The 23545-nt window shown below is 57.4% G+C and carries 17 protein-coding genes; 5 read left to right on the forward strand and 12 right to left on the reverse strand.

Annotation, left to right across the window (positions count from 1 at the left end; translation table 11 throughout):
* Window positions 1-42 precede the first annotated feature (42 nt).
* Window positions 43-1473 carry a DICT sensory domain-containing protein gene (locus LEP6406_RS0214845; protein WP_008311427.1) on the forward strand — a complete coding sequence of 477 codons (1431 nt, stop codon included), beginning with the start codon at window positions 43-45 and terminating at the stop codon, window positions 1471-1473.
* Here LEP6406_RS0214845 and LEP6406_RS0214850 read toward each other — a convergent pair.
* From LEP6406_RS0214850 to LEP6406_RS0214860, 3 genes are read right to left on the reverse strand one after another with little or no spacing between them, the layout of a single operon-like run.
* Window positions 1444-3048: an AAA family ATPase gene (locus LEP6406_RS0214850; RefSeq protein WP_008311428.1), complete on the reverse strand. Its 1605-nt coding sequence runs from the start codon at window positions 3046-3048 to the stop codon at window positions 1444-1446. The two genes, LEP6406_RS0214845 and LEP6406_RS0214850, sit on opposite strands and share 30 nt — an antisense overlap.
* The gene (locus LEP6406_RS0214855; protein WP_008311429.1) at window positions 3041-3481 is read right to left on the reverse strand and encodes a VOC family protein; all 441 of its coding nucleotides are present in this window, start codon (window positions 3479-3481) and stop codon (window positions 3041-3043) included. Before LEP6406_RS0214855 ends, LEP6406_RS0214850 begins: the two co-directional genes overlap by 8 nt.
* A gap of 41 nt (window positions 3482-3522) precedes the next feature.
* Complete coding sequence (locus LEP6406_RS0214860; protein WP_008311430.1) at window positions 3523-4032, reverse strand: TIGR02652 family protein; 510 nt, start codon at window positions 4030-4032, stop codon at window positions 3523-3525.
* 109 nt (window positions 4033-4141) lie between these two features.
* Here LEP6406_RS0214860 and LEP6406_RS0214865 point away from each other — a divergent pair, with 109 nt between their 5' ends.
* The 4 genes from LEP6406_RS0214865 to LEP6406_RS0214880 all read left to right on the forward strand — a co-directional run bounded on the left by LEP6406_RS0214865 (window position 4142) and on the right by LEP6406_RS0214880 (window position 7365).
* Complete coding sequence (locus LEP6406_RS0214865; RefSeq protein ID WP_008311431.1) at window positions 4142-4735, forward strand: gamma carbonic anhydrase family protein; 594 nt, start codon at window positions 4142-4144, stop codon at window positions 4733-4735.
* 82 nt (window positions 4736-4817) lie between these two features.
* Window positions 4818-4940, forward strand: coding sequence for a photosystem II protein Y (locus tag LEP6406_RS0214870; RefSeq protein WP_008311432.1), 123 nt, complete (start codon window positions 4818-4820; stop codon window positions 4938-4940).
* Between the two features lie 197 nt (window positions 4941-5137).
* A complete protein-coding gene (locus tag LEP6406_RS0214875) occupies window positions 5138-6064 on the forward strand; it encodes a putative Na+-dependent transporter (protein WP_008311434.1) in 927 nt (308 codons plus the stop codon).
* A 251-nt stretch (window positions 6065-6315) separates the two neighbouring features.
* Window positions 6316-7365: a DMT family transporter gene (locus LEP6406_RS0214880; RefSeq protein WP_008311437.1), complete on the forward strand. Its 1050-nt coding sequence runs from the start codon at window positions 6316-6318 to the stop codon at window positions 7363-7365.
* On the opposite strand, the gene LEP6406_RS0214885 is transcribed toward LEP6406_RS0214880, so the two are convergent.
* From LEP6406_RS0214885 to LEP6406_RS0214930, 9 genes are all read right to left on the reverse strand, one after another.
* Window positions 7352-10525 carry an efflux RND transporter permease subunit gene (locus tag LEP6406_RS0214885; RefSeq protein WP_008311439.1) on the reverse strand — a complete coding sequence of 1058 codons (3174 nt, stop codon included), beginning with the start codon at window positions 10523-10525 and terminating at the stop codon, window positions 7352-7354. The genes LEP6406_RS0214880 and LEP6406_RS0214885 overlap by 14 nt on opposite strands.
* Before the next feature lie 455 nt (window positions 10526-10980).
* Window positions 10981-12372, reverse strand: coding sequence for an efflux RND transporter periplasmic adaptor subunit (locus LEP6406_RS0214890; protein ID WP_008311443.1), 1392 nt, complete (start codon window positions 12370-12372; stop codon window positions 10981-10983).
* 383 nt (window positions 12373-12755) lie between these two features.
* Window positions 12756-14342, reverse strand: a complete 1587-nt coding sequence (locus LEP6406_RS0214895) for an Hsp70 family protein (protein ID WP_008311445.1) — start codon at window positions 14340-14342, stop codon at window positions 12756-12758.
* 195 nt (window positions 14343-14537) lie between these two features.
* Complete coding sequence (locus LEP6406_RS0214905; protein WP_225886541.1) at window positions 14538-15086, reverse strand: nucleotide exchange factor GrpE; 549 nt, start codon at window positions 15084-15086, stop codon at window positions 14538-14540.
* Between the two features lie 3 nt (window positions 15087-15089).
* Window positions 15090-15383: a DnaJ domain-containing protein gene (locus LEP6406_RS0214910; RefSeq protein WP_008311448.1), complete on the reverse strand. Its 294-nt coding sequence runs from the start codon at window positions 15381-15383 to the stop codon at window positions 15090-15092.
* 45 nt (window positions 15384-15428) lie between these two features.
* The gene (locus LEP6406_RS0214915; RefSeq protein WP_008311450.1) at window positions 15429-17900 is read right to left on the reverse strand and encodes a tetratricopeptide repeat protein; all 2472 of its coding nucleotides are present in this window, start codon (window positions 17898-17900) and stop codon (window positions 15429-15431) included.
* 683 nt (window positions 17901-18583) lie between these two features.
* Window positions 18584-20527, reverse strand: a complete 1944-nt coding sequence (locus LEP6406_RS0214920) for a GTPase family protein (protein ID WP_008318697.1) — start codon at window positions 20525-20527, stop codon at window positions 18584-18586.
* 410 nt (window positions 20528-20937) lie between these two features.
* The gene (locus LEP6406_RS0214925) at window positions 20938-22128 is read right to left on the reverse strand and encodes a GTPase family protein (RefSeq protein WP_263971181.1); all 1191 of its coding nucleotides are present in this window, start codon (window positions 22126-22128) and stop codon (window positions 20938-20940) included.
* Between the two features lie 91 nt (window positions 22129-22219).
* A complete protein-coding gene (locus LEP6406_RS0214930) occupies window positions 22220-23428 on the reverse strand; it encodes an argininosuccinate synthase (RefSeq protein WP_008318700.1) in 1209 nt (402 codons plus the stop codon).
* Window positions 23429-23545 lie beyond the last annotated feature (117 nt).

The raw sequence follows: 23545 nt of genomic DNA on the forward strand, positions 1-23545 counted from the left end.
GACAGGACAGACAGTTCACAGGGCAGGCGCGGGTAGAAGCCAATGCAGGACGGTTCGATACTAAAGCAACTGGTGACGGTGGTGGGGCAGGATGGGGCCGTGGATAAGGATCCGACTCCCCTCAATTTTGGGGTGTACTACAAAAATACCCTGGTGGCCCTGTGCCATGCCCTAGAGGATTGCATTCTGGCGACGGATCTGCCCGAAAAGGCGGAGCCGCTGGTAATCTCTGCTTTTCAACAGGGCAAATGGTATCTGCAAGAGGCGGAACGGTACGGCGCGATCGCAGATCAGGCCCGCCAAGTCGTGATCATGGCCGCTGCTGATACGGGCTTTCACCAGCACCCCACCAGTCAGCGGGAGAATGTGGACCTAGTGGATCTGGATCCCGACGATCCCGTTGCCCAGGAATGGCATCTGGTGATCCTCTCCCCTCGCTACACCGCCATGGTGCTCTGCCAGGAGCTTTCGGCGACGGACTATGGTCCCCAGGGCTGCCCCACCCATGACCTAGAGCGCAAATTCTACGGATTGTGGACCTTTGATCCGGCCCTAGTGCAGCACACCGTGGACTGCGCCATCGCCCATATTGGTCGCTATGACACCGATCTTCAGCATCGGCTGGAACGCCAGCGGGATGCCATCCTGGCGGAAAATCCCCATCTCAGCGAAGTCGCCTCTTCCCAGGTGGTGGGCATCGCGGTGAACCGGGTGTTGGACTATCTCCAGGACTGTGAAGTTCAGGTCCATGATGATCGCACCTTTGCCCTGCCCGATGCCTTGAGCCAAAACCTGGCCTCCAATGAACTCCAAGCGTTCTTCCGCATGGCTCAATTGGTGGATCTGATGGATCCGGTTAATCCCAAGGCGGCGGTGGAGGTGACGGCCCTGCTGGAAATGATGGGCCAGCTCATTGATCTCCCCGCTTGGCGATTGAAGCGTCTGCAATTGGCGGGTTGGCTCCACCGCATCGCCCCCTTTCAACCGGAGGCTTTACCCGCCACCACTGCCCCGGCTTGTCCCTTGGTGCCCGGTGCCCAAGTGCTACGCCGGATGCCCCAACTGCGGGCAGTGGCCCAGATCATCACCCACCAGATGGAACGATGGGATGGCCAAGGCCAGCCAGCCGGTCTCGCTGGAGATCAAATTCCCCTAGAATCGAGGCTGCTGGGCTTGGTCAGCTACTTTCAAGCCCAGGTGATGGCCATGCAGGAGAAGGCAGGAGAAGATGCCATGGCCAATGACCGACCTCCGGCCATCGCAACTGCGATCGCGGCCTGCCAAGCGGATCAAGGTAGCCGCTGGGATCCCAAACTGGTAGACATCCTCACCCTAGTGGCCCAGGGGTTGCAACAGGGCCTCAGCCTGCCTACGCTGCCCCTGACATTTAGTCTGGGCACTGGCCTTCTGAATCCAGAATTGGATCCGGATTTGTCCCAATTATCAGTTAAGGGTGAGGGCGGGGTGATGTAGGGCCACGGCTTCCCTCAAAACCTTGAGGGTGAGGGTGGTGCGATCTCGGGCCTGAAGCTCTAAGCCAACGGTGCAAGCGATGGCCTGAATTTCCCCTCCCGTTAAGGGTAATTCCTGGGCCACCCAACTCCAGTCAATGCCGCTAGTATTCAGATCTGGGGACCACACCTGGGACCAGATTTGCTGACGTGCCCGCTTGTCGGGACGGGGAAACGTGAGAATACTGTCAAACCGCTGTCGCCATTGAGGCCGAACTGACTGGAGGTGCGTCACCGCCACCAACGTCAGCCCGCTGGCCCGCTGGCGTTGTTGCCACCAGAGATAGAGCTGGGCCGGATCTGCCGTGGCCAACCGCCCTAACCAGCGATCGCCCCCCTGCACCAGCAGCGGGCGTCCATCCACCAAGGCGCTTTCTAACAAGGTTTCGTCATCTTGGGCCGCTACCGTGGCCAAGTCCAGAATGGCAAGGGCCTGATCCATATCAGTTGCGATCGCAGTGGCCGCTGTGGTTTTCCCCGTCCCTGCCGGTCCCACCAACAACACCATTAGACCGGGCACCGCCGCTGCTCGTTGTCGCTGGAGACCCTGGCGTCCCAGGGATTGCAGGGTGGTTTTCAATGCCTTAGGAAGAATCAAGGCATCCCAATCACTGCTGAGGGTATGGGGCACCGCCACCAAAGTCGGCGCTCCTGACTCCAGTTCCGCTGGGGCAGAAGCACCCTCCCCTGGGGCCGGATCTTGATCCGCGTCCTCCTGCTCCTCCCAGTCCTCTATCTCTAGATCAGTTCCCCTAGGGGCTGACACCGTAGCATCGGTAGTCCCCGCTGCTGTCATGGACTCCAAAGACAGTAGGGAGGTGGATTTGGCCATCGTGGCATCGGTCTCCATCGCAGACAGACTAAAGGCGGTCGTATCGGGCACTTCAGCAGGGGGATCCGCCGCCAAGAGGTAGTTCACCACAGGCTCCGTCAGCCGTACCTGCTGACTCAGAAGCGTGCCCTCATCCCCAATCCATTCCACCAGCCCCAGCTCCGCCAGGGAATTGGGGGCCACCAATCGCGATCTCCCCGCTTGCCAAGCCTGATCATTGCGGCACAGTAGGCGCAGACACAGATCCACCGTAGGTAGATCCTCCAGATCCCCCGACTCCCCTTGCAGGTAGTCGTAGAGGCGACCATAGCGACGGTTAATTTCTGGGGCTAGCGCCAGCAACATCAGGTTTTTTTCAAAACCAGTGAGGGTATAGTGATCCCGCAGCGTGGGCAAGGCCAGGATAATACCCTGGCTCTGGCTGGCCTGAATGCGGGTTTCGAGCTGCTGGCTATAGCTGGCTCCGGGGGCAACGGGTTTGGGGGGTGGCCCTTCTTCGTGAGGGTGCGATCGCGGCAGGGTGACAATGCCCTTCCACCAGTGACTTGTGACCCGGTCCTGCTCCGTCTGCACGACCCGACTCAGAACCTTATCCTCTCCCCGCTGGCGGGAAACCGCCAGCAGCAACAGACGGTCTAGCCAGTGCAACTCCGTTTTCAAATAGGCCCAGTTATTGGCAAAGGGCTGAGCCCCTTCATTACCCATGACGCATCATTCGCAAAAATTCCAATGGCAGGCCATCCATATCAGCAATAAACATGACTTCATAGATCCGAGGGCCAATCATCTGCTGTTGGGGCGGCAACAGTACGGTGAGAGCAGATCTAGTCTCGGGGGCATCCGGCGCAGTTGCCCGAAAACGTTGTTTTAAGGAATGCAGCCAGTCTGGCAGCGAAGACACCTGATCTGTCAGATCAAAGGAGAGGTGATAGTACCCGGTGTAGTGCTCATCGTAGAAAGCATCGGCAGCGGGTTGGGGCTCAGGTACCTGGAGCAGCTCAATGCGGCCCCCCAGCCCCGTCATCCAGCAAGCCAAGGTAATGCCTGCGGTAAACCGTTCCTCTAGGGTAAAGCCTAGGGTTTCATAAAAGGCCATCGCTCGATGGATATTCGCGGTACGAATGGAGGCATGGTGCATAGGCACAGGTCACTCAGTCCCTAGAACAGTCCAGAACGCCATCACTCAAACAGACGAAAATAGGGATAACGTACGGGAACGCCCGGTTCCTTCTCTAGATTGAAGTTGATCACATCCCACTGGGGCTCTGTCTGGGAATCGGGACTAAACTCCACGGGCAGGCCATAGAGGCGGGGCAAATGACTATCCCCCGATCCTCGCCAAGGGGCACTGCGCTCTAGGTAGGCATTGACCAGTTCCCGATAGCGCTGGGCAATAATTACCCGTGTAGCCCGATAGCCTTGGGTATAGAGTCGATCCAGCGCCTCATGGATTTCAAAGCGAATGCCATCGGGGTGGGTGTGCTGGCGATACCATTCCCCTTCCCATTGCCGCCAGTGGCGTCCTGATTGGAGATGCACCAACTCTTTGGTTTTAGGATCTGCCTCAAAGGCTCCGTGGCGCTGGCAGAGATAGGTATCCGTCAGGGTCAGAGCGGGAATCACTTGGCGACAATGGGGACAGTGAATCTCCGGGCCAAAAATGGGATGTTGGAGGGCTGGGTTAACCATGAAGCATGGGCCGATGGATGCAGTCCGTTGGGTCCAGTAGCCGTATTATAGCGGGGGGGATCCCCTCCCCCGGTGCCTTATCCGACCATTCTGACCCCAGGCTTGGCCCATGCCCGAAAATACAGCCCTCTATTCCGAAAATATCGCTCCCCCTGCCGCTCCGATTTTGTCGGCCCCCGGTGACTTTTGGCCGATTCCCGATGTGAGTTCGGCGGCATTTATTGCCCCAGGGGCCACGGTGATGGGGCAGATTACCCTGGGGCTGGGGGCGAGTATTTGGTACAGCGCGGTACTGCGGGGAGATGTGGAGGCAATCCGGGTAGGAGCCTACAGCAATGTCCAGGATGGGGCAGTGCTCCATTGTGATCCAGGGTTACCCACAGTACTGGAGGACTACGTGACGGTGGGGCATCGAGCCGTAATCCACAGTGCCCATGTAGAGCGGGGCTGTCTGATTGGCATTGGGGCGATTCTGCTGAATGGGGTACGGGTGGGCAGCGGCAGCATTGTAGGGGCGGGAGCCTTGGTGACGAAGGATGTACCCCCGCGATCGCTGGTGGTGGGGATGCCGGCTAAAGTTGCTCGTCCGGTATCTGAGGCGGAAGCTGCCGATCTCCTCCGTCATGCCGAAAAATATCACCGCCTTGCCCTTACCCATGCGGGATTGGGTAAGGAATTGCCCAATCCCACCGGGTTCGGGTAGGACCAATGGGGGTAAAATTGTGGGGATTATGAGAAGATTGTGACAACGGATTAAGTTATCTAGCCATTTAGGAGGTTCAGCTATGGACTGGCGAGTATTGGTCGTTCTAGCTCCAGTGATCTTGGCGGCAAGCTGGGCAGTGTTTAACATCGGCAAGGCCGCCCTGGGCCAGATTCAGACTTTTCTGAACAACCGGGAAGCCTAAACGGGTTGCGTTCCAGGACTTCTGTTGTGAAGCAGGGGTCTTGAGTTCGGATTTGCCATATTCAGATTTGGCATAAGATTTGGCATAAAGGTATTGCTGGAAATAGACTCTTTTTCTTGGGGGCGTGGTTCTGCTACGCCCTCTTTATGGTATCTATGCCTTGAGGAACATCCTGATCCTGTTGGGGAAAAATTCCGGTGGGGATTGGATCCGGGTTCCGTCAAGCATCCCACGTTGAGGTTGTTGAGGCATTGACGCGATCGCTGTGTTTATTTGGCTCGATGGCCTTGGGCATCCTACTTCCCCAGGGACATGGATATGCCTTCTTGATTCGTCACCTGTTGATGGTGATTTTATTTTTGTCGCTGTTGGATTTGAGGATTGACCACAAGACCGCCCTCAGTCCGCGTCTGGGTCCCATCCTGGCGATGATGATGGCTCTCTCGGGTTTGGCGGCCTGGGTGGGCCATTGGTTTAGCCCAGACCTAGCGCTGGTGGCTTTTCTCTTGGCTATGGCTCCAACGGCGGCGGCGGCTCCGGTGATGACGGAATTTCTCCAGGGTCGGGTAGATTATGTGATGGCTTCGGTGGTGGTCACCAGTATCTTTTCCGCCATTGTTCTACCCTTGGCTCTGCCCCTATTGTCTCCCCAAAGCCAGATGGGCTTTGATTTGAGTGCCCTCGTCACCACACTCACGGTGATCTTGGTGCCCTTGGGGGTGGCTCAACTGCTGCGTCGGCTTCTACCTATGGTGGCAGAAGGGCTCCTGCCTCTCAAGCGGGCTTCTTTCTACTTGTGGATGCTGGCGCTGTACTTGGCTACCGCCCGCGCTACCTTCTTCATTGAGGTGGAATCGGACGCTCCGCTGACAACCCTCATTCCCATTGCCCTGGTCTCCCTTGCCCTTTGTACGGTGAACTTTAGTCTAGGGCGGTGGCTGGGGGGCTACGAATGGGGTCAGGAGATGGGGCAGTCCTTGGGGCAAAAAAATACCCTCTTTACGATCTGGATCTGTCTGACCTTCCTGACTCCTGCGATCGCGTTAGGACCGATGTTTTATATTCTGTTTCAGAACCTGTACAACTCCTACCTCCTAGCCCATGCTGCTCGGCAGCCGGGATAGGGCTTGACTCGGAATCCATAAGGCAGGGAAGCAGGGCACGGATTGGAACTTCCCTGGGGAGGCGATCTGGGCTGAGGCTGTTCCCCCTCTCGGTCCTCTATCTATTCTTCCTGGCATCTATAGCGGTTCCCTAATGGATGAGGTACAGCTCCACTTGATGGCAATTCGGGGAACAAGGGGCTTAAGCCCCTTGCCTGTACTTAACCCGAGTGAGAAGCGCTATATTTCCTAGTTCCTAACTCCTAATTCCAATGTCTTCAATTGTTGATCGCCTTCAGCAGATTCCAGTAAGAGCGTACCTCTTAACATCCGTTATTATCTTTGCCGCAGCCAACTCTGTAACTCGCAAATTGACTGATCTGGGTGCCCAAAATCTGATTGATGGTCGCAATCCGATTTCTTTTTGCAATGTTCTCTTTGTGGGTAATTTATGTGCACTGATGGCCTTGCTGGTGGTGTATCGATCCCAGCTTCAGGGTCGTGTCTTTCAGCACCTCTCATTACGGGACTGGTGGGGATTGCTGGGGGTGGCGCTCCTGTCTGGAGCCCTAGCCCCCGCCCTCTTTTTCGCCGCCCTGGATCAGACCGCAGTCAATAACGTCATTTTAGTGGGGCGGATTGAACCGCCACTGATGTTGGCCCTATCCGTGGGATTACTCAGGGCACGGGTCAATAGCTGGGTGGTCGCGGGGGCGGTGGTTTCCTTTGTCGGGGTCGTACTCACCGTTGTGCTCCAGACACCCCAAGGTGACATGGTGACGATGTCGGGATTTCAAATTGGCACAGGTGAATTGATGACAGCGGGGGGAGCCGTTGCTGCTGCCTTGGGTGGCATTCTGAGTCAAGTTGCTTTGCAGAATGTCCCCCTGGGTTTTTTCAATGTGGTGAGAACCACCCTGGGCACGGTAATTTTCTTTGTGGTGGCCCTCCAGCTCTATGGCAGTGAACATTTTATGGATGTTGCGTCTCCGTTGCTCTGGCAATGGATGTTACTCTACGGCGCTGTCATTGTGGTGGGGGGACAATTATGCTGGTTTGCAGGCTTGAGACGATCGACTGCTTCGGAGGTTTCCCTGGCCAACTCCTTTAGTCCCCTTGCTGGCGTCTTCGCTGCATTTTTGATTTTAGGAGAAGCGCCGACAGGGGCTCAGTACCTAGGTGGTTTCGTCATCCTCATCGGCATTGCCCTGAATCAAATTGGCATTATGCAACAGTCTGATGACCGAGTTCAGCCCAAAACCATCACCACTGTTTCCGAGGAAGTAGAAATGTCATCAGAATTGGGATTTAAGGGGATTTAACCACTTCCCGTCGAACTGCTTCTGCATCGGGGGATGCCTCTCTAGGGCGATTGTCCGTCGAACCGCGATCGCTAATTTGTTTGACCACTATATAGAGAATCGGCACCACAAACAGGCTGAGAAAAGTGGAGATCAACATGCCGCCAAACACTGCTGTCCCCAGGGACTGGCGGCTACCCGCTCCGGCCCCACTGGCAATCACCAGGGGGAAAATGCCAATAAGGGTGGAAATGGCCGTCATCAGAATCGGGCGCATCCGTTGGGCTGCGGCCTCCAATGCCGCATTAACCAGGGACATCCCCTCGGCTCGAAGTTGGTTGGCGAACTCCACAATCAAAATTGAGTTCTTACTGGCCAGACCAATCAGCATCACCAGACCAATCTGGCAGTAGACATCATTGGGGAAACCCCGGAAGGTCTGGGCCAGCAGTGCCCCCAGCACCGCCAAGGGGACGGCAAAGAGGATGATCGCCGGATCGATGAAGCTTTCGTACTGGGCCGCCAGCACCAAAAAGACAAACACAATCCCCAGGCCAAAGATGATCGGCGCTTGGTTGCCAGACTCGATTTCCTCTAGGGAACTGCCGGACCACTCGTAGCCCATGCCGGGGGGCAGCACTTGGGCGGAGATTTCCGCCATGGTCTGGAGGGCTGCACCGGAACTGACGCCTGGTGCTGGACTACCAGTGATCTCAATGGACCGATAGAGGTTGTAGTGGTTGATCACCTGGGCTCCCGTAGCGGGTGTAATAGAGACCAGGTTCCCCAGGGGAATCATGTCATCCCGCTGCGATCGCACATACAAATTCGGGATATCCTCCGGGCTAGACCGAAACGCCTCATCCGCCTGCACATAGACCCGATAGGTGCGCTGACCCTGGGTGTAGTCGGTGACGTAACGCGAGCCCAGATAGGTTTGCAGCGTGCCAAAAATATCATCAATATTCACATCGAGGGACTTGGCGCGATCGCGGTTCACCTCAATCAACAACTGGGGCGTCGCCGCCGAAAAAGTACTAAAGACCGCCTGAAGATTGGGATTTTGGTTCGCCGCCCCCAGCAATTCCCCCATCTTGCCCAATAGGGTATCCAGGCCCAAATTGCCCTGGCGATCCTGCAACTGGTACTGGAACCCCCCAAACTGGCCCAACCCTTGAATCGCCGGGGGATTCACTGGAAACACCCGCGCCTCCGTAATGCCCCCCACCCGACCAAAGAGCTGACCAATCAGCGCCTGCACACTTTCCGCCGGACCCCGCTCATCCCAGGGCAGGAGCGTGACAAAAATAACGCCATTGTTCACCGTGTCACTGCCAAAGCCAAACCCCCCCACGGAAAACGTAGCCCGCACCCCCGGCAGTTGCAAAATTTCCTGCTCCACCCGATCCATCACCTCACGGGTGTAGTTCAGAGACACGCCCTCCGGGGATTGCACCAAGGTAATGAAATAGCCCTGATCCTCCTCCGGCAAAAAGGCAGAGGGCACCGTTTGGTATAGCCATGCTGTGGCCACCAATAGGGTGACAAAGCCCCCCAGCACCACTAGCTTCAAGCTGATCAACCCCTCCAAGATGGTGCGATAGCGATCGCGGGTTCCATCCAAAACATGGTTAAAGCCTGTAAAAAAGCGTCCTAACCAGCCCCTCGGCTCCGGCTTTGCCCGCAGCAACAGCCCCGACAGCGCCGGGGTCAACGTCAGGGCATTAAAGGTGGAAAGCACAATGGCAAAGGCAATCGTCAATGCAAACTGGCGATAGAGGGCTCCCGTCGTGCCAGGGAAAAAGGCCACCGGAATGAACACCGCCATCAACACCAGAGAAGTGGCAATTACCGCCCCCGTCAACTCCCGCATCGCCTCAATCGCCGCCCGTACCGGGGGCATTCCCAAATCCTGGATCTTGCGGGCAATATCCTCCACCACCACAATGGCATCATCCACCACCATCCCCGTGGCCAGGGTGAGACCAAACAGGGTGAGGCTATTAATGGAAAACCCAAAGAGTTTCACAATGGCGAAGGTGCCGATCAGCGACACCGGAATCGTCACCGCCGGAATCACCGTCGTGCGCCAGTCCTGCAAAAAGATATAGATCACCAACACCACCAGCAGCACCGCTTGGATCAGGGTCAGCACCACCTCCCGCATAGACTGCTCCACATATTCCGTGGTGTCAAAGCCAATGCCATACTCCATCCCCGGCGGAAACTGCTCCGCCAGTTTCGCCATCTCCACCTTCACCCCTTGGGCCACCTGGAGAGCATTGCTTCCCGGCAACTGGAAAATTCCCAGCCCCACCGCATCCTGCCCCCGGAACCGCAGGAATGTGTTGTAGGATTCCGCCCCCAGTTCCACCCGGCCAATATCCCGCAGCTTGATCAGCCCCCCATCGGGGGTCGTCGTCACCACTAAGTCTTCAAAGGCATCCACACTTTCCAATCGGCTAATGGCCCGCAGGTCAATCTGGTACTGCTGGCTCGCATCCGACGGGGGCTGCCCCAATTGACCCGCCCCCACCTGAATGTTCTGCTCCCGCAGGGCACTAACCACATCCTGGTCGGTAATGCCTCGCCGGGTCATGCGCTGGGGATCCAGCCAGAGCCGCACCGCATATTTCCGCTCACCAAAGATAATGACATTGCCCACCCCATTCACCCGGCGCAGGGCATCCACAATGTACAGGTCGGCATAGTTGCTCAGGAAAATATCGTCGTAGCTACCATCCTCCGTAAACAGGCTCATGGCCAGCAGGATATTGCTGGACTCCTTACTCACCGTGACCCCGGTTTGCAGCACCGCCTCCGGCAATTGGGGCTCCGCCAAGGACACCCGGTTTTGCACATCCACCGCCGCAATGTCCTTGTCGCGGTCGGAATTAAACGTGACCGTGATCCCGCTGGCCCCATTGTTGGTGCTGCTGGAGGTTATGTAGCGCATCCCCTCCACCCCATTGATTTGCCGCTCTAGCAGAGTGGTGACGGCTTGTTCCACGGTTTCGGCATCGGCCCCCGGATAGGCCGCCCTCACACTGACTTGGGTGGGGCTGATATCGGGGAACTGAGCAATAGGCAAGGTGGGGATGCTGATAATGCCGATCAGCAACATCACCAATGCCGTCACCGTCGCGAAAACGGGGCGCTTGATGAAAAAGTTGACAAACATGTAGGGATCCTTGGGGAGTGGGGTGTGTTGGCGAAGCCTGCCCGAAGGGCTTGGGTGGGGGGTGACAGGAATTTTGAGTTTTGAGTTTTGAATTGATCCCGTAGGGGCCAGGTTTCCGCGCCCAATGCAGGGGGTTACTGGGTGACCGATGTTGGTCGGAATCCTAGGGGCAATCCCTTGTGGTTGCCCTTGTCGCCGGGGGACACGTGTTGCCTGGGGTTATTCCCGTAGGGGCAATTCCTTGCCTTGGCTGTGCTCAAGGAACCTCCGCCTAACATCCCCTCTTGGGAGGGGTGCCCGAAGGGCGGGGTGGGTCACGGGTGCCCCGGAAGAACCCACCCCCTGCCCCCTCCCAAGAGGGGGTTCTGAGCCCTGCCCCCTCCCAAGAGGGGGTTTTAAGAAATCCCCAGGGGCGGGTTTGGCTCGGATTGACTGGGGCATCCAGAATGGGAGGCTCAAAACCCGCCCTGACTGTCGCCGGGTGACTCCCCATTCCCATCCCCACCTTGGGGCAGGATGGGGGTACCGTCTTGGAGGTTTAGAATTCCTGCCACTACAATGGTTTCCCCCGGTTGCAACCCCTCTAGGACTTGATAGTTGTTGCCCTGGATATCCCCCAATGTGACCGGGCGCAATCGGGCCACCTGGGTGATGGGGGGCATTCCCGGTGGTAGCGCCTCTGGGGGCGGCAGTTCCTCAGGGGTGCCCTCATCAGCAATGTAGACAAAGGTTTGGTTTCCCAGGCGGGTAATAGCGCTGGTGGGTACCAGGACTCCGGGCTGACGCGACCAGATGATGCGGGCATCCAGACGCTGGGCATCTTGCAGGCGACCATTGGCGTTGGTAAACCGGGCCTTGGTCAGCACCGTCTGGGTACTGGCATTGGTCTGGGGGGAAATAAAGGTGACGCTGCCCTGGGCGATGACCTGATCCGACCCAGCGGCTAGGAGTTCCACGGGCAGCCCCAGGGTAATGCGATCGCGCTGCTCAATGGGAATTTCCAGGTCTAGTTCTAGAGTGGCATTTTCCGTGATGGTAGTGATCACGGTGCCGGGGGCGACGTAATCCCCTAGCTTTGGTCCCACATTGCCCACAATGCCGTCAATGGGGGCGACGACGGTGCGATCCTGGAGGGTTTGCTGGGCGGCGGCTCGGCTGGCCTCCGCCTGACCGAGGGAGGCATCGGCCTGGTTCAGGCTGGCTTGGGAGGCGGCAATTTCCTGGCGAGCGGCGGCGATGGCGGCGCGGGCGACATCTCGGTTACGGTTGGCCAGATCCAGGCTTTGTTGTGAGAGGGCTCCTTCTTCTACGAGATAGGCGGTGCGGCGGTATTCCTCCTCCTGGAGAGAGAGTTCCGCTTCTACCTCTAGCTGGCGAGCTTGGAGCGATCGCAGTCGAGCCGCCGCACTCTCTCGGGCTGCCTGGGACGCAATCACATTGGATTGGGCTGCATTGGCTTCGGCCTGGGTGCGATCGGGACTGATCAGCACAATGGGGGTGCCCGCCGCCACCCGATCCCCCGCTGATACATAGACCTGGGTGACCCGACCCGCCACTTCGGGTTGAAGGGTGGCCCCAGACTGGGCCTCTAGGCTGCCAATAAATGTGGAACTGTCCTGGATCTGCCCGCCCTGCACGGTGGCTAGGGTAACGGGCACACCAGGGGGCATCTGCATTTGCATGGGGGGACCGCCGAGGCGTGGAGCTAGCACCTGCCAGCCGACGAATCCACCACCTAGCAAGATCAGACCCAAACCGCCAATCCATATCCACCGAGATGGCCCCGAGGGCTGATCCTTAGAAACAACGGTCTGGAGTGGTGGGGAGGAAATATCCTGAGAAGTCATAAATAAAGTAATCCGTAAAACCCTGCCGACAAACGGACTAGGGGCTGTGGACAATCAAAGCCAGATGCCTTGCCATGGAACGGCTACAGCCCCTAGCTTGATGCAGTAGGACGGGCGTGGTCATGCCTGCTCGGTAAGGGTTTCGCCGTTGATTGTCCACACGCCCTAGGACAATGTCATCGCATCTATCAGGAAAACATTCATATATAGTAAGGCACCTTACTAAAATTTGTGTAGCATTTTGCCCAGCCCTTCAGAACCCCTCGCCCCGTGGACTTGCCTTCATACCGATTTTTCCGAGCAGTCACATTCTGGCGAATCCCCTGCTGTCACCGACCTCCCCTTTCCTACGCCTTCGGCGTAGGAAAGGGGAGAGAGCAAAATTACTCCTCTTCTCCCGGAGTCACGTCAACGTCGTTCCACGCCTCATTCTCTGCTTCAAGCAGGGGCAAAGCATTAAAGAGAGACGCGATCGCATCTCTAGACTGGTGAAGTTCATGGCTAGAGAGTCGCCCAGTTTTGGTGTCGTTGACCACCAAAGACTGTTGTTGTCCCTTCCCTTTTTCAGTGGCGGTAACCGTCAAAATGCCATTGATGTCAAAGTCAAAATGGACTTCAACCGGTACAGCTCCGGCAGGCTTGGGTGGAATTCCCTCGATCCGGAATGACCCCAGGGGAACATTCTCCTTAGCAATAGGATTTTCCCCTTGAAATACCTCAACCTCAACAATCTCTTGGTCATTAGAAGCCGTGTGGTAGATCTGAGACCGAGAAATGGGAATAACGCTATTGCGCGGAATGATGGTGCTAAACATGCCAGACACGGGTCCCATCGGGGTGTCCATCACCGCCGCAATGCCAAGGGAATAGGGGCTAACATCCACCAAAATGCTATCCACCGCCTCCCCGGAAAGCACCCCCGCTTGCAACGCGGCCCCCATGCCTACACAGAGGTCCGGCTCAAAGCTACTAACGGGGGTATCGGGCAAGTGGTTTTCGACCAGGTGTTGCACCAGGGGAATGCGAGTTGAGCCCCCAACCAAAATCGCCCGGTTAATGTCATCTGCCGTCATATCAGCATCGTTCAAAGCCCGGTCGATGGCTTCTAGAGTTTCCTTAAGGAGGGGTTTGATCAGATTTTCAAAGTCTTCCCGAGCAATGTCGATTTCCAGGTGCAGGGCAGTTTCCCCTTTGCTGGCCAGGAAAGGTTCACGCACCGTGGTAAAGCCATGCTCGCTGAGGGCAATTTTGGCTTGCTCAGCAGCTTGCAACAGTCGCGCTTGAGTAGCTGCATCGTTAGGGACTTCAGTCCCGTGGATTTGCAAGAAGCGATCGGCCAGATTGCGCTGCAACTGCCGATCAAAGTCATCGCCGCCCAGGCGGTTATTGCCATGGCTGGCTAGCACCTCGGTAACACTGCCGGTAATTTCGACAATGGAGACATCGAAGGTGCCGCCGCCCAAGTCGTAGACCAGAACATTCTCGCTATCTTCGCTGTCTAGGTCAAAAACGAGAGCCGCCGCCGTCGGTTCATTGAGAATTTGTAGCACCTCAAAACCGGCGATCTCGCCAGCTTCCTTGGTGGCCTGCCGTTGAGAATCGGTAAAGTAGGCCGGTACCGTAATTACAGCCTGGGTAACCTCGTCTTCGAGTATGGCCTCGGCCCGCTGCTTGAGCGATCGCAGAATAATGGCGGAAATTTCTTGGGGCCGATAAGTGCGATCGCCTAGGGTGACAGTGTGGTCAGTCCCCATTTGCCGCTTAATGGATTTGACAGTACGTTCGGGCGCTGCCGCATACTGTCGCCAAGCCGACTGTCCAACCAGCAGTTGGCCACTATCGTCCATACCCACGCAGGAGGGCAGCAACAGTACCCCGTCATCATCAGGAATCACCCAGGGCTGGCCATCCTCTAGGGCAGCAATAATTGAATTTGTGGTGCCTAAATCGATGCCGACTACGTTTCCCATGGGTATTGACCCTTACGGTTGAATACAGTAGTAAATTCTATAGGAAGGTTTCTGGAGAATTTCTTTTCCCAGAATTTCTTTTCCCAAAGGGTGGGCAGGTCGTAGGGGCGGGTTTTGAGCCTCCCATTCTGAATTCCCCAGTAGATCCGAGCCAAACCCGCCCCTACGGGAATAACCCCAATACCCCCCACTCCCCTACTCCCCCACCGGAGGCACGGCCACAATAACCTGCGCCTCCCTCAGCACTCGGTCTTGCCAGCGATAGCCGCGTACCACCTCCTGCACCACAATGTTGGGATCACAATTGGCATCTACCCGCTGTCCGAGGGCATGCATTTGGGTGGGGTCAAAGGGTTGCCCTTGAGACGGTATGGGCACGATTTGATGTTGACTGAGCACCGTCAGCATGGATGTTTGGATCATATCAATACCCTGTCGGGCACTGGTGACGACCTCGGCAAGGGTTGCCGACTGATCGGACTGGGGGCTGGAGGCGATCAGCGGGCATAGGCTCAGCCAATGCCGCCAGCGTTGCCACCAAGTCATGGCTGGGGACGACCCAGGCTGAGCAGACTGGTGCGTTGCTTCAGCTTGGTACCAATGCTCGACGGCTCGATCTAGGGCATCCACCACCGTTAACAGATCCCGTAGCAGGGTTTCCTGCTGCTTGCGAAGCTGGATTTTTTGATTGGCAAGATCTCTGGGCGATCGGGTCATGGGTTGGGAGGCAAGGTCAAGCGGCACTAGTTAAAACGTTAGCCGGATTAGGTCCTCTAAGGTAACATCTACGGCGGCGATCGCTCGTTGCCGTATTTGGTCTACCAGGACCGGATCCAGTTCGGCTGTAATGGGCACTTCCGCAAAAAAATCTTCCCCCGCCTGAGGAGCTTTGCGGAGAATTTCGTAGGCGGTTCGCACCGCTTTGAACTCTTCAGGGTGACTGTGGGCAGGGAATTCTTTGAGCTTGGCATGGTAGGCGGCTTTGGTCTCAGCGGGGGTAGCCCCAGGAGAAAGGCCCAGGCGATCGTAATGGTCTTGCATGGTTAGAGGATGGCCATATCGGAAGGGATTAAGTAGAGACGTGCCCTAGAGTTGATACCAGGGTTTGCGCTTCTTAGTTGATGATTTATTTTTCCCTGACGAAGGCGGGATGAAGAATGGAACGTCGTCGAAATCATCGTCACCTGGCTCAACGTCCATGCTCATTTTGGCTATCAGTTCCGGCAGGATTTGATCGATCATGTCGGGAGGCACATCCGCCCCAAAGGCTTTCCGGGCCATCCGCTGGACGATATCGATCATATCGATTGGATTCAGATCGCCAATAGAGCCCATTTGATTACCCACCGCTCGACGGGCCATTTCCTGGGACTTAAACCACTCTTCTTCACGACAGGCTTGCAGGGCGATCGCGTCTTGCAGACGGCGAGCAATCTCAAAGCCCTGGTTATAGAGCTTTTGGTAATCTTGGGAATTGCGGGGATAGAGGGTGGCTTTGGCCAGCAGTAATAGTGGATTTTGGGGTTCCAGTTGGAGCTGCTCTTCAATGAAGGGGGCAAAGCTCCGGTTGGAGCTAAACCAACTGAGCTGAAGCTGAGCCTGGGCCAAGAGGTTCCCTGGCTGGGTTGATCGCCGCAGCGCAGCGTTGACAGCAAAGTCTAACCGTTCACCAGATGGATGCTTTAGGGGCAACAGCAGCAGGTGAGCTAAGTTGGCCTCCGGGACTGTGGACGTCAGCTCATAAATCCGTTGAGCATAGCGGCTTTGTTGGGCCGTTATGCCCTTTTCGTTACGTCGGGCGTGCTGCTGAATCACCAAATAGATCGCCTTAAGGATTTCGACTTGCTCACTGGGAGAGTGCGATCGCAGTAATTCATCCCACTGGGGCACGGCAGCCTCCAGAGAGAGGCTGATTTTCTGACTGCTGCTGGGTTCATTCTTGGCTGAGTCCAGGAAAATTTTCAACGCTTGGAGCGGTGGCGTGGAGGGTTTGTGCGTGCCCACGAAGGACTCCATCCCCTCGTAGTGTTGCAGGGTCAGCGCTTCTACCCAGGCGGGGATCTCCACCTCAGTATCGACACTAAGATCGCCGAAGTGCTTGCCAAATCTGCGCCGCACCGATTTCAGCGCCTCTTTGTCCTCCTCCAGAGATTGGGTCAGCGCTATGTAGACCTCCTCGAACCGGCACCCTCTCTCCAGAGCCTGGGTGAGGAGCGGAATAGCTTGCTGATATTTTCCATCGGCAAACAACTCCAGCCCCTTGCGGCCAATCACATCGGGATGATCAGGCGCTAACTGTTCAGCCTTGCGGACATTCCGTTCCGCATCGCGATAGCGGTTTACCCCCATCTGCTGATCGGCTAGCCAGCAGTACAACTTCGCCTGGGTCGCATTCAATCGGGCCTTAGGCCAAGCTTCGGGATCACGCTTAGCGGCTTTTTGCACCCAACTCAGGAGTTGGTTGACCAATTGCTGAGCCTCGCGGGTTTCACGGGTAGCCGTCAACACAGGATAGAGTTGTACCGCCAACTGGGGGTCAAACTCGGGCTGGTTGACAACCCGACCCCAAAAGGAGGCCGTGCAGCCGATTTCCTTCTGTTTCAGGGCTTGCTCCCCCGCCAAGAGCATCACGGGTCGGTAAAGCGTTTGCAGCTCTGGGTAGTCCACCATCACCTCCTCAGGGAAATCGAGGAAGACATGGGCCGCATCGTGGAAATTGTCTTGCCGCAGGAAGTACAGCAGTTCCAAGACCCAGGCCGCGCTGCGGTGGGGCAGATCCGGTTGGTCAAGATTACACAGGTCACTCAAGCTGCGATCGCTGTGGGCCGCTAGGGCCATCTGTAGCTGTTGTACAACAGGATGTTTAGGGGTCGGCAAGCCAAAGGATAGACTCCTAAAGGGGGATGAGGGGATGGGCAGCAGGCGCTCGGCAGCGGACCAGTCTTCCTGCATCTGGTGAGCGTAGGCTTCCCAGGCCGATGTGTAATCGCCAGGGCTAGCCCCTCGGCCCATCTTTTTGAAGTGAGGGAGGGCCGCTTCTGGGTTACCCGCTTGCAAGGCCAACGCCCCTCTAGCCCAGTGGAGATGGGGAGCATAAAACCGCTTGGCCTGGGTCTTAATGAGAGTCTGCACCTGCTCAACCTGGTGGTTGAGGAACAGCAACTTTAGGTAGCTGCCTCCTAAATCCTTAGACAAGGTTTTACTGTCAAAGGCAGACTGAAATAGCGCCAGCGCTGCTGCCGCTTTATCTTGGGCCAGGTAGCACTTGGCCAACCAGTAGTAGGCATCATCCTGGGGCTCTAGGGCCAATGCTTGCTCAAAGGACTGCTCGGCCTTGGCATACTGGGTGCGCTCATACTCATGCTGACCTTGTGCCAGCCAAATACTGGCCTCGGTAATATTGAGAACGAGGTCGGGATCTCGTTTTTTAGACTGTTGGAGCTTGCGAAGGGCCTGGGGATATCGGTTATGGACGATTAGGTCTTCCAACTTCCTTTGTAGAGCTTGGTTGGCTGTTGTCATTTGAGAATATTTCTGACTGGCTTTACGCTTAGCCATAACCCAAGCCTCCTAGAATGCACAACTGCAACAAGATCCATGCGCCATACCCATGAGGGGAACTGTTTGCCATCCCATTTGAGCATTGCCTGATGTTCTGGATGGTCTACCGATGGGATCGTTGCTAGAAAATCCTAAGGTCCCCAAGCACCGCCACAGTCTTTGAGGAGCAGGCGCACGTTGCCTTTAATTCAAACAGGATACCTAGCATCAGGCTCATCTGTCAGCGCCCTCGCAATATTGCTCGTTTCCTAGTGCCTAGTCAACCTGAGTTCGACTTAAGCTTCGCTGCCCATCCGCCAGGGAATAAATTGCCCTGGCTCATAGCAGGAGTCCGTTAAAACGGACTCGCCCCCCTATCCCCAGCCTAGCTCCCAGTCCATTTTTAATGGCCCTTAAAAATGGACTAGAGCCTGTTAGCCGGGAATTTTGAATTCCCGGCGGGGTGACAGCGCTGATACCGCATTGACGTTTTTTAGCCCTCTACTCCTTGTCTAACTCAGGTTCAGTCAATTGAATGATTGACGGGTGACCAAAATCCTGACGGAACACTAGTGGCCTGTCAAACCTAATTTTGTAGGTTGGGTGCAGCGCTAGCGGAACCCAACATGACCCACCGCTATTGGGTGACCCTTCGTTTCACCCAATCTACGCAGACTCACAAAGGTAAAGTTGACGGAACACTAGCTCAGATCCGGCGGCGCGTTGGGGTGCTCCAGATAATAGTCAAAGCGGGATTTCAACGCCTCGGCAGAGAGCCCCTGGGTCCAGTATTCCACCAAAGCCTGCCCCCAGGCCCAAGCGGTTTGTGCCGGGGGGCGATCGCGCTGGCCCTCTGGGCCGGTTTTTAGACCATCATGCAGCAGCAACGGCCAGAGGGTCACCATTTGGCTGGGGCGAAACAGGGGATTTTGCTCCGCCAGCAGGGTCGCCAGCTCATAGGTCAGCATCAACTTGCTGGCGACCACGGGTACCTGCTCAGCGGGAATCGACTGGGCCAGGAGGGTGCCTAGTTCCGGCATCCCCGTAAAGCGGGTGGCAATGAAGGCAAACAGCGGCGTTTTAGCAAAGGCGACAATGCCTTTGCCGCTGGTCATTTGCAGGGCATAGCGCTCAATCAGTTGGGTGGCGGCGGCGATGCGGGCGTCGCGGCTCTGCAAAAACTGGGCAAGACGCTGGGCCTTGGCGGGGGTGATCGCGGCGACCAATTCCACCGCTAGGGCATCACTGCCCCAGGCGACGCGATTTTCCGAGGGGTCAGCGGTGACCACGGGCAGGATCTGCTGCGCCCAGGCACCGAGGTTTTCCTGCCGATAGGCCACGGCCTCACGAATATTGCGTTCCTTGGGTTGATCGCCCCGCTGCCAGTCGTAGGGGGGCTGCCATTCCCGCAGGGGACGCAGGCGATCCACCTGGGTCAGCACCCCAAAGATGGGCAGGGTGCGCCCCTGCCGCGCCACATCCTGCAAAAAGGCCACATCCGCCGCTAGAGCTGGATCTAAGGCGGGCGCGACCAAGAGGATCAGATCCGCGATCGCGGCCTGAGCCAGCACCTGTTCTCGAAAATCAGCGCGATCCACCTGCTCATAGCCGGGACTATCCCAGAGCACCAGCGCCTCTTGGGTCGGGGTTTCCCAGCGGTACCCAGACACCTGATCGGTGTTGGGCAGCACGTCCGTCTCCGCCTGCGCCGTGGTGAATAGCGTGTTGATCAGGCTGGTTTTGCCCGCCCCGGTACGCCCCACCAGGAGGAGGTTAATGGGCTCAGCGGTGGCGGCGGTGGTCGGGGTGGCCTGCTCCAGCAGTTGCCGCAGGGTCTGGGCTTGGGCGGAGGTGGGGGCAGCAGCGGTGAGGTTCAAAGCAGTTTGCCCACCATAGAGGGCGATCGCCCGCCGACAGAGCATCGTCAGCGCCGTTTCCCGGAGGGTTTGGCTGAAGTTACTCAAAAGCTGTTGATTGGCCTGGGCCTCTAGGGGGCGACTCCCCTGTTTCGCCGCCGCCGCGATCGGATTCCACAGCCATTGCCCCCACTCCAGCGCCGTAAACACCCGCCGCAGAGGGGCTTCCAGGGTGCGATAGGTTTCGTAGGCTTGGTACACCTGAGCCACCGTCACCTGATTCAGCGCCGGGGCAGTCACCTGCATCCACCGATCCAAATCATCCACGGTGCCGCGCATCAGCCCATAGGCTTGGGGCACATGGATATTGAGCAGGGGATATTTCACCTCAGGGTGATACAGGTGGGCAATGGCCTGGATCAGGAGCTGACAGCGCTGACTAAAGGTGGGCAGGTCTTCCCACAGGGGCGCATCCCCTTGGGCGGCTTCCAGGGTTTGGCGCAGCACCGCCTCCACCTGATCGGGGGTCACCCTCTGGGCGGTGTCGGGGAGATCGTCGGAAAGCTGCGACCTTACCTCTGCCAAACGCGATTCTAGACTCTCTAGGCCGGGGCGCGTCCACCGACTGAGCAACCAGCGCCAGCCCACCACCCCGACGGCGATCACGCCCCACACCCAGCTCAGCCCCCAAGCCTGGAGTTGAATGCCCGCCAGCACTGCCAACCCCAACCCCAGCACCCCTGGCGGTACTAGCAAAATCCCCCACTGCCAAGGTTTGAGCTTCACCATTTGCCGTCACTCCTGTTGGGTACTAGTGGTCTGTCAATACTCAGACTTAGGGTTATCCCTATTTGTAGCGCGGCCATTCTGCGGTGCATTGCTTCGCGTGGGCGAAGCCGCGCCTTAGCGCTATGCACCCTACGAGAACCCTAAAAATTGAGCTTGACGCTGCACTAGGGCTGCTTGATTGTCGCGAAAAAATTGCCAAACTGTCATTCCGGGCAAGTCTCGCAGAGCGCGACCCGGAATCCACTGACGGATTGGGGTGCATTCAACATTCAATGGGTGACACAATTCCCCTACGGCTGCGTAGGGGGATCTTGCTTAGGAATCTGGATCCTTTAACATGTAATTCTTGTGGGTCAGGCATCTTGCCGGACCATGGACAGCCGGGACGGCTATCCCACGTTATTTAATCTCTATTCCTTAGCCTGTCGAAAAGTTTGACGCATCAGGGTTTGAATCGCTTTGGGATCGGGCACCTTGCCCGCCATCAGGTCACCAAAATAGACACAGGCTCCCTCCCCCAAGGCCCAGGTATAGCCCACGGACCAAGAGGTGGCGAGGACGCTGCCCAGGCCGGGAATGAATTTAATCACCTCCCGCCCCACCGCCTGGGCAAAAAAGCCCCCCGCCAAGCTGGTCACTACCCCTAGCGCCTGGGAGGCGCTCAGGCGCTGGTTATACACCTGCCCCAAGGCCACCACCATGGAAACTTGCAGGCTCGTGAGCACGGGCATAGTGGCAAAGGGCAGGGGCACGGCGGCAACGATACCCGCCATGACGGCAAAGGCGCTGATGTAGTGGCGCGCCACTTGGCGATAGAGATCACCGATCGCCTGTCCTCGGGTATCGCTTTGCAGAAACTGATGAATGGCCTGGGCTTCGGCCTGGGGCAGCAGGGCATCCAGGGCGTCTCTGAGGGCCTCTAAGCCATAGAAAACGGGATCATAGCCGTCTTCTTCTAAGGTGAAGTCCAGCAGCAAGGTGCGATGGTCTAAGACCGGCCCTGAAGGGCCATCGCACAACGCCCCAAAGGTATCCTCCATGGCCTGGACGGCACGGGTAATGTCTTCCAGAGCGGGGGGATAGGGGGGGTGGTTGTCTGTGGGGGATCCATACAGTTCGTGGAGGCAGGTCACCGCCAACAGACAGGGAATCGAGGGATAGGCTTGCTTGAGCTGGGTGATCACCTGATGCAGGCTGTCGGTGGCAAAGTCGGTGACTTTAATCGTGAGGATGAAGATGCGCGATCGCTGGGGGTCTTGCGCCAGGGTTTCCTGCAATTCCGCCACAATGACATCCAGGTTGCGATCCACATCCCCCAGACCCACCGTGTCTGTAAACACCAGCAGGGGCAGATCCGCCGCTGGGTAGGGATAGCGCTGGGTGTGGCGGGTATGGGGGCGAAAGCCCTGCCCCACCATATCCGCCGACTGCCCCGTCATCCCCCGCACGATCGAGCTTTTGCCCGACTGGGGCTTGCCGATCAAAATCACCTCAGTGGTGGGCAACTGTTGGCGAATTTCCGCCACGTGGGCCGCAATCTGGGCTTCGCTGACGGAAAAACGCTGCCCAATCTGTCGCCGGATCCGATCTAACGGTGACAAAAACCTCTGCACAGCTCCCCGCTCCTCTGCTGACGCGCCGCCCTCATAGGATAGGCGGATTCCCAACCCAGGGGTGCAATGGGCAGATCCCCTACTGATCCTGACGCAATTGCTCTGACCAGACTCGGGTCGGCAGACCCCAAACATAGATAAAGCCCTCGGCGGCGCGGTGATCAAACTGGTCACTGCTGCCGTAGGTGGCCAGGGCTTCACTGTAGAGGGCCTGTTCTGAGCGCCGCCCTACGATCTGAGCGCTGCCCTTGTGCAGTTTCACCCGTACCGTACCACTGACCTGGGCCTGGGTTTGGTGAATAAAGGCGTCTAGAGCCGCCTTTAAGGGACTGTACCAGAGACCGTTGTACACCAGACGGCTGTAGCTTTCCTCAATACCCCGCTTGTATTGGGTCACATCAGCGGTAAGGGTGAGGCTTTCCAGATCTCGGTGGGCGGCGATGAGGACCAACAGGGCCGGGGCTTCGTAGATCTCTCGGGACTTAATGCCCACGAGACGGTTTTCGATCATGTCGATGCGTCCGACCCCGTGGCGGCCCGCAATCGTATTTAGCTGCTTCAGAATCTCCAAAACGGACAGATCCTGACCATTCAAGCTGGTGGGCACCCCGGCAATAAAGCCAAGTTCCACATACTCGGGGGTATCGGGGGTATCTGCGATCGCGGCGGTCATGGCGAACACCTCTTCTAGGGGTTCGTTCCAGGGATCCTCTAGGGGACCGGCCTCGATGCTGCGCCCCAACAGGTTGTAGTCAATGCTGTAGGGCGAAGATTTCTTGACCGCAAAGGTCAGACCATAGCGCTCACCGTAGGCAATGGCCTCCCCCCGGCTCATGCCCCATTCCCGTGCTGGAGCCAATACCTTCAGACCGGGATTCAGTGCCCCAATGGACACATCAAAGCGCACCTGGTCATTACCCTTGCCGGTGCAGCCATGGGCCACCGCATCTGCCCCGCATTGCTCCGCCGCATCCACCAGTAGCTTGGCAATCAGAGGCCGCGCTAGGGCCGTAGAGAGGGGATAGCGGTTCTCATAGAGGGCATTGGCCTGGATGGCGGGCACGGCATAGCGTTCCACCAGGGTTTCCGTGGCGTTCACCACCAGGGATTCGGCGGCTCCAGCGGTGAGGGCTTTAGCGCGAATGGCTTCCAAGTCTTCTCCCTGGCCCAGATCGGCGGCAAGGGTAATCACCTCTTTGACGCCAAACTCATGCTTTAGGTAAGGGATACACACAGTGGTATCTACCCCACCGGAATACGCCAAGACCACTCGCTCTGCACGACCCATTGCACTCACCTATCTACGTCTTCCACAAGCTAATCATTGTCGCAGACTTTGAGGTGATGGGGAATGAGGTGGGGGGTGTTGGGGTGTTGGGGTGATGGGGTGGTGGGGTGATGGGGT

It is taken from the genome of Leptolyngbya sp. PCC 6406 (genome assembly GCF_000332095.2).
Lineage (GTDB): Bacteria > Cyanobacteriota > Cyanobacteriia > Phormidesmidales > Phormidesmidaceae > PCC-6406.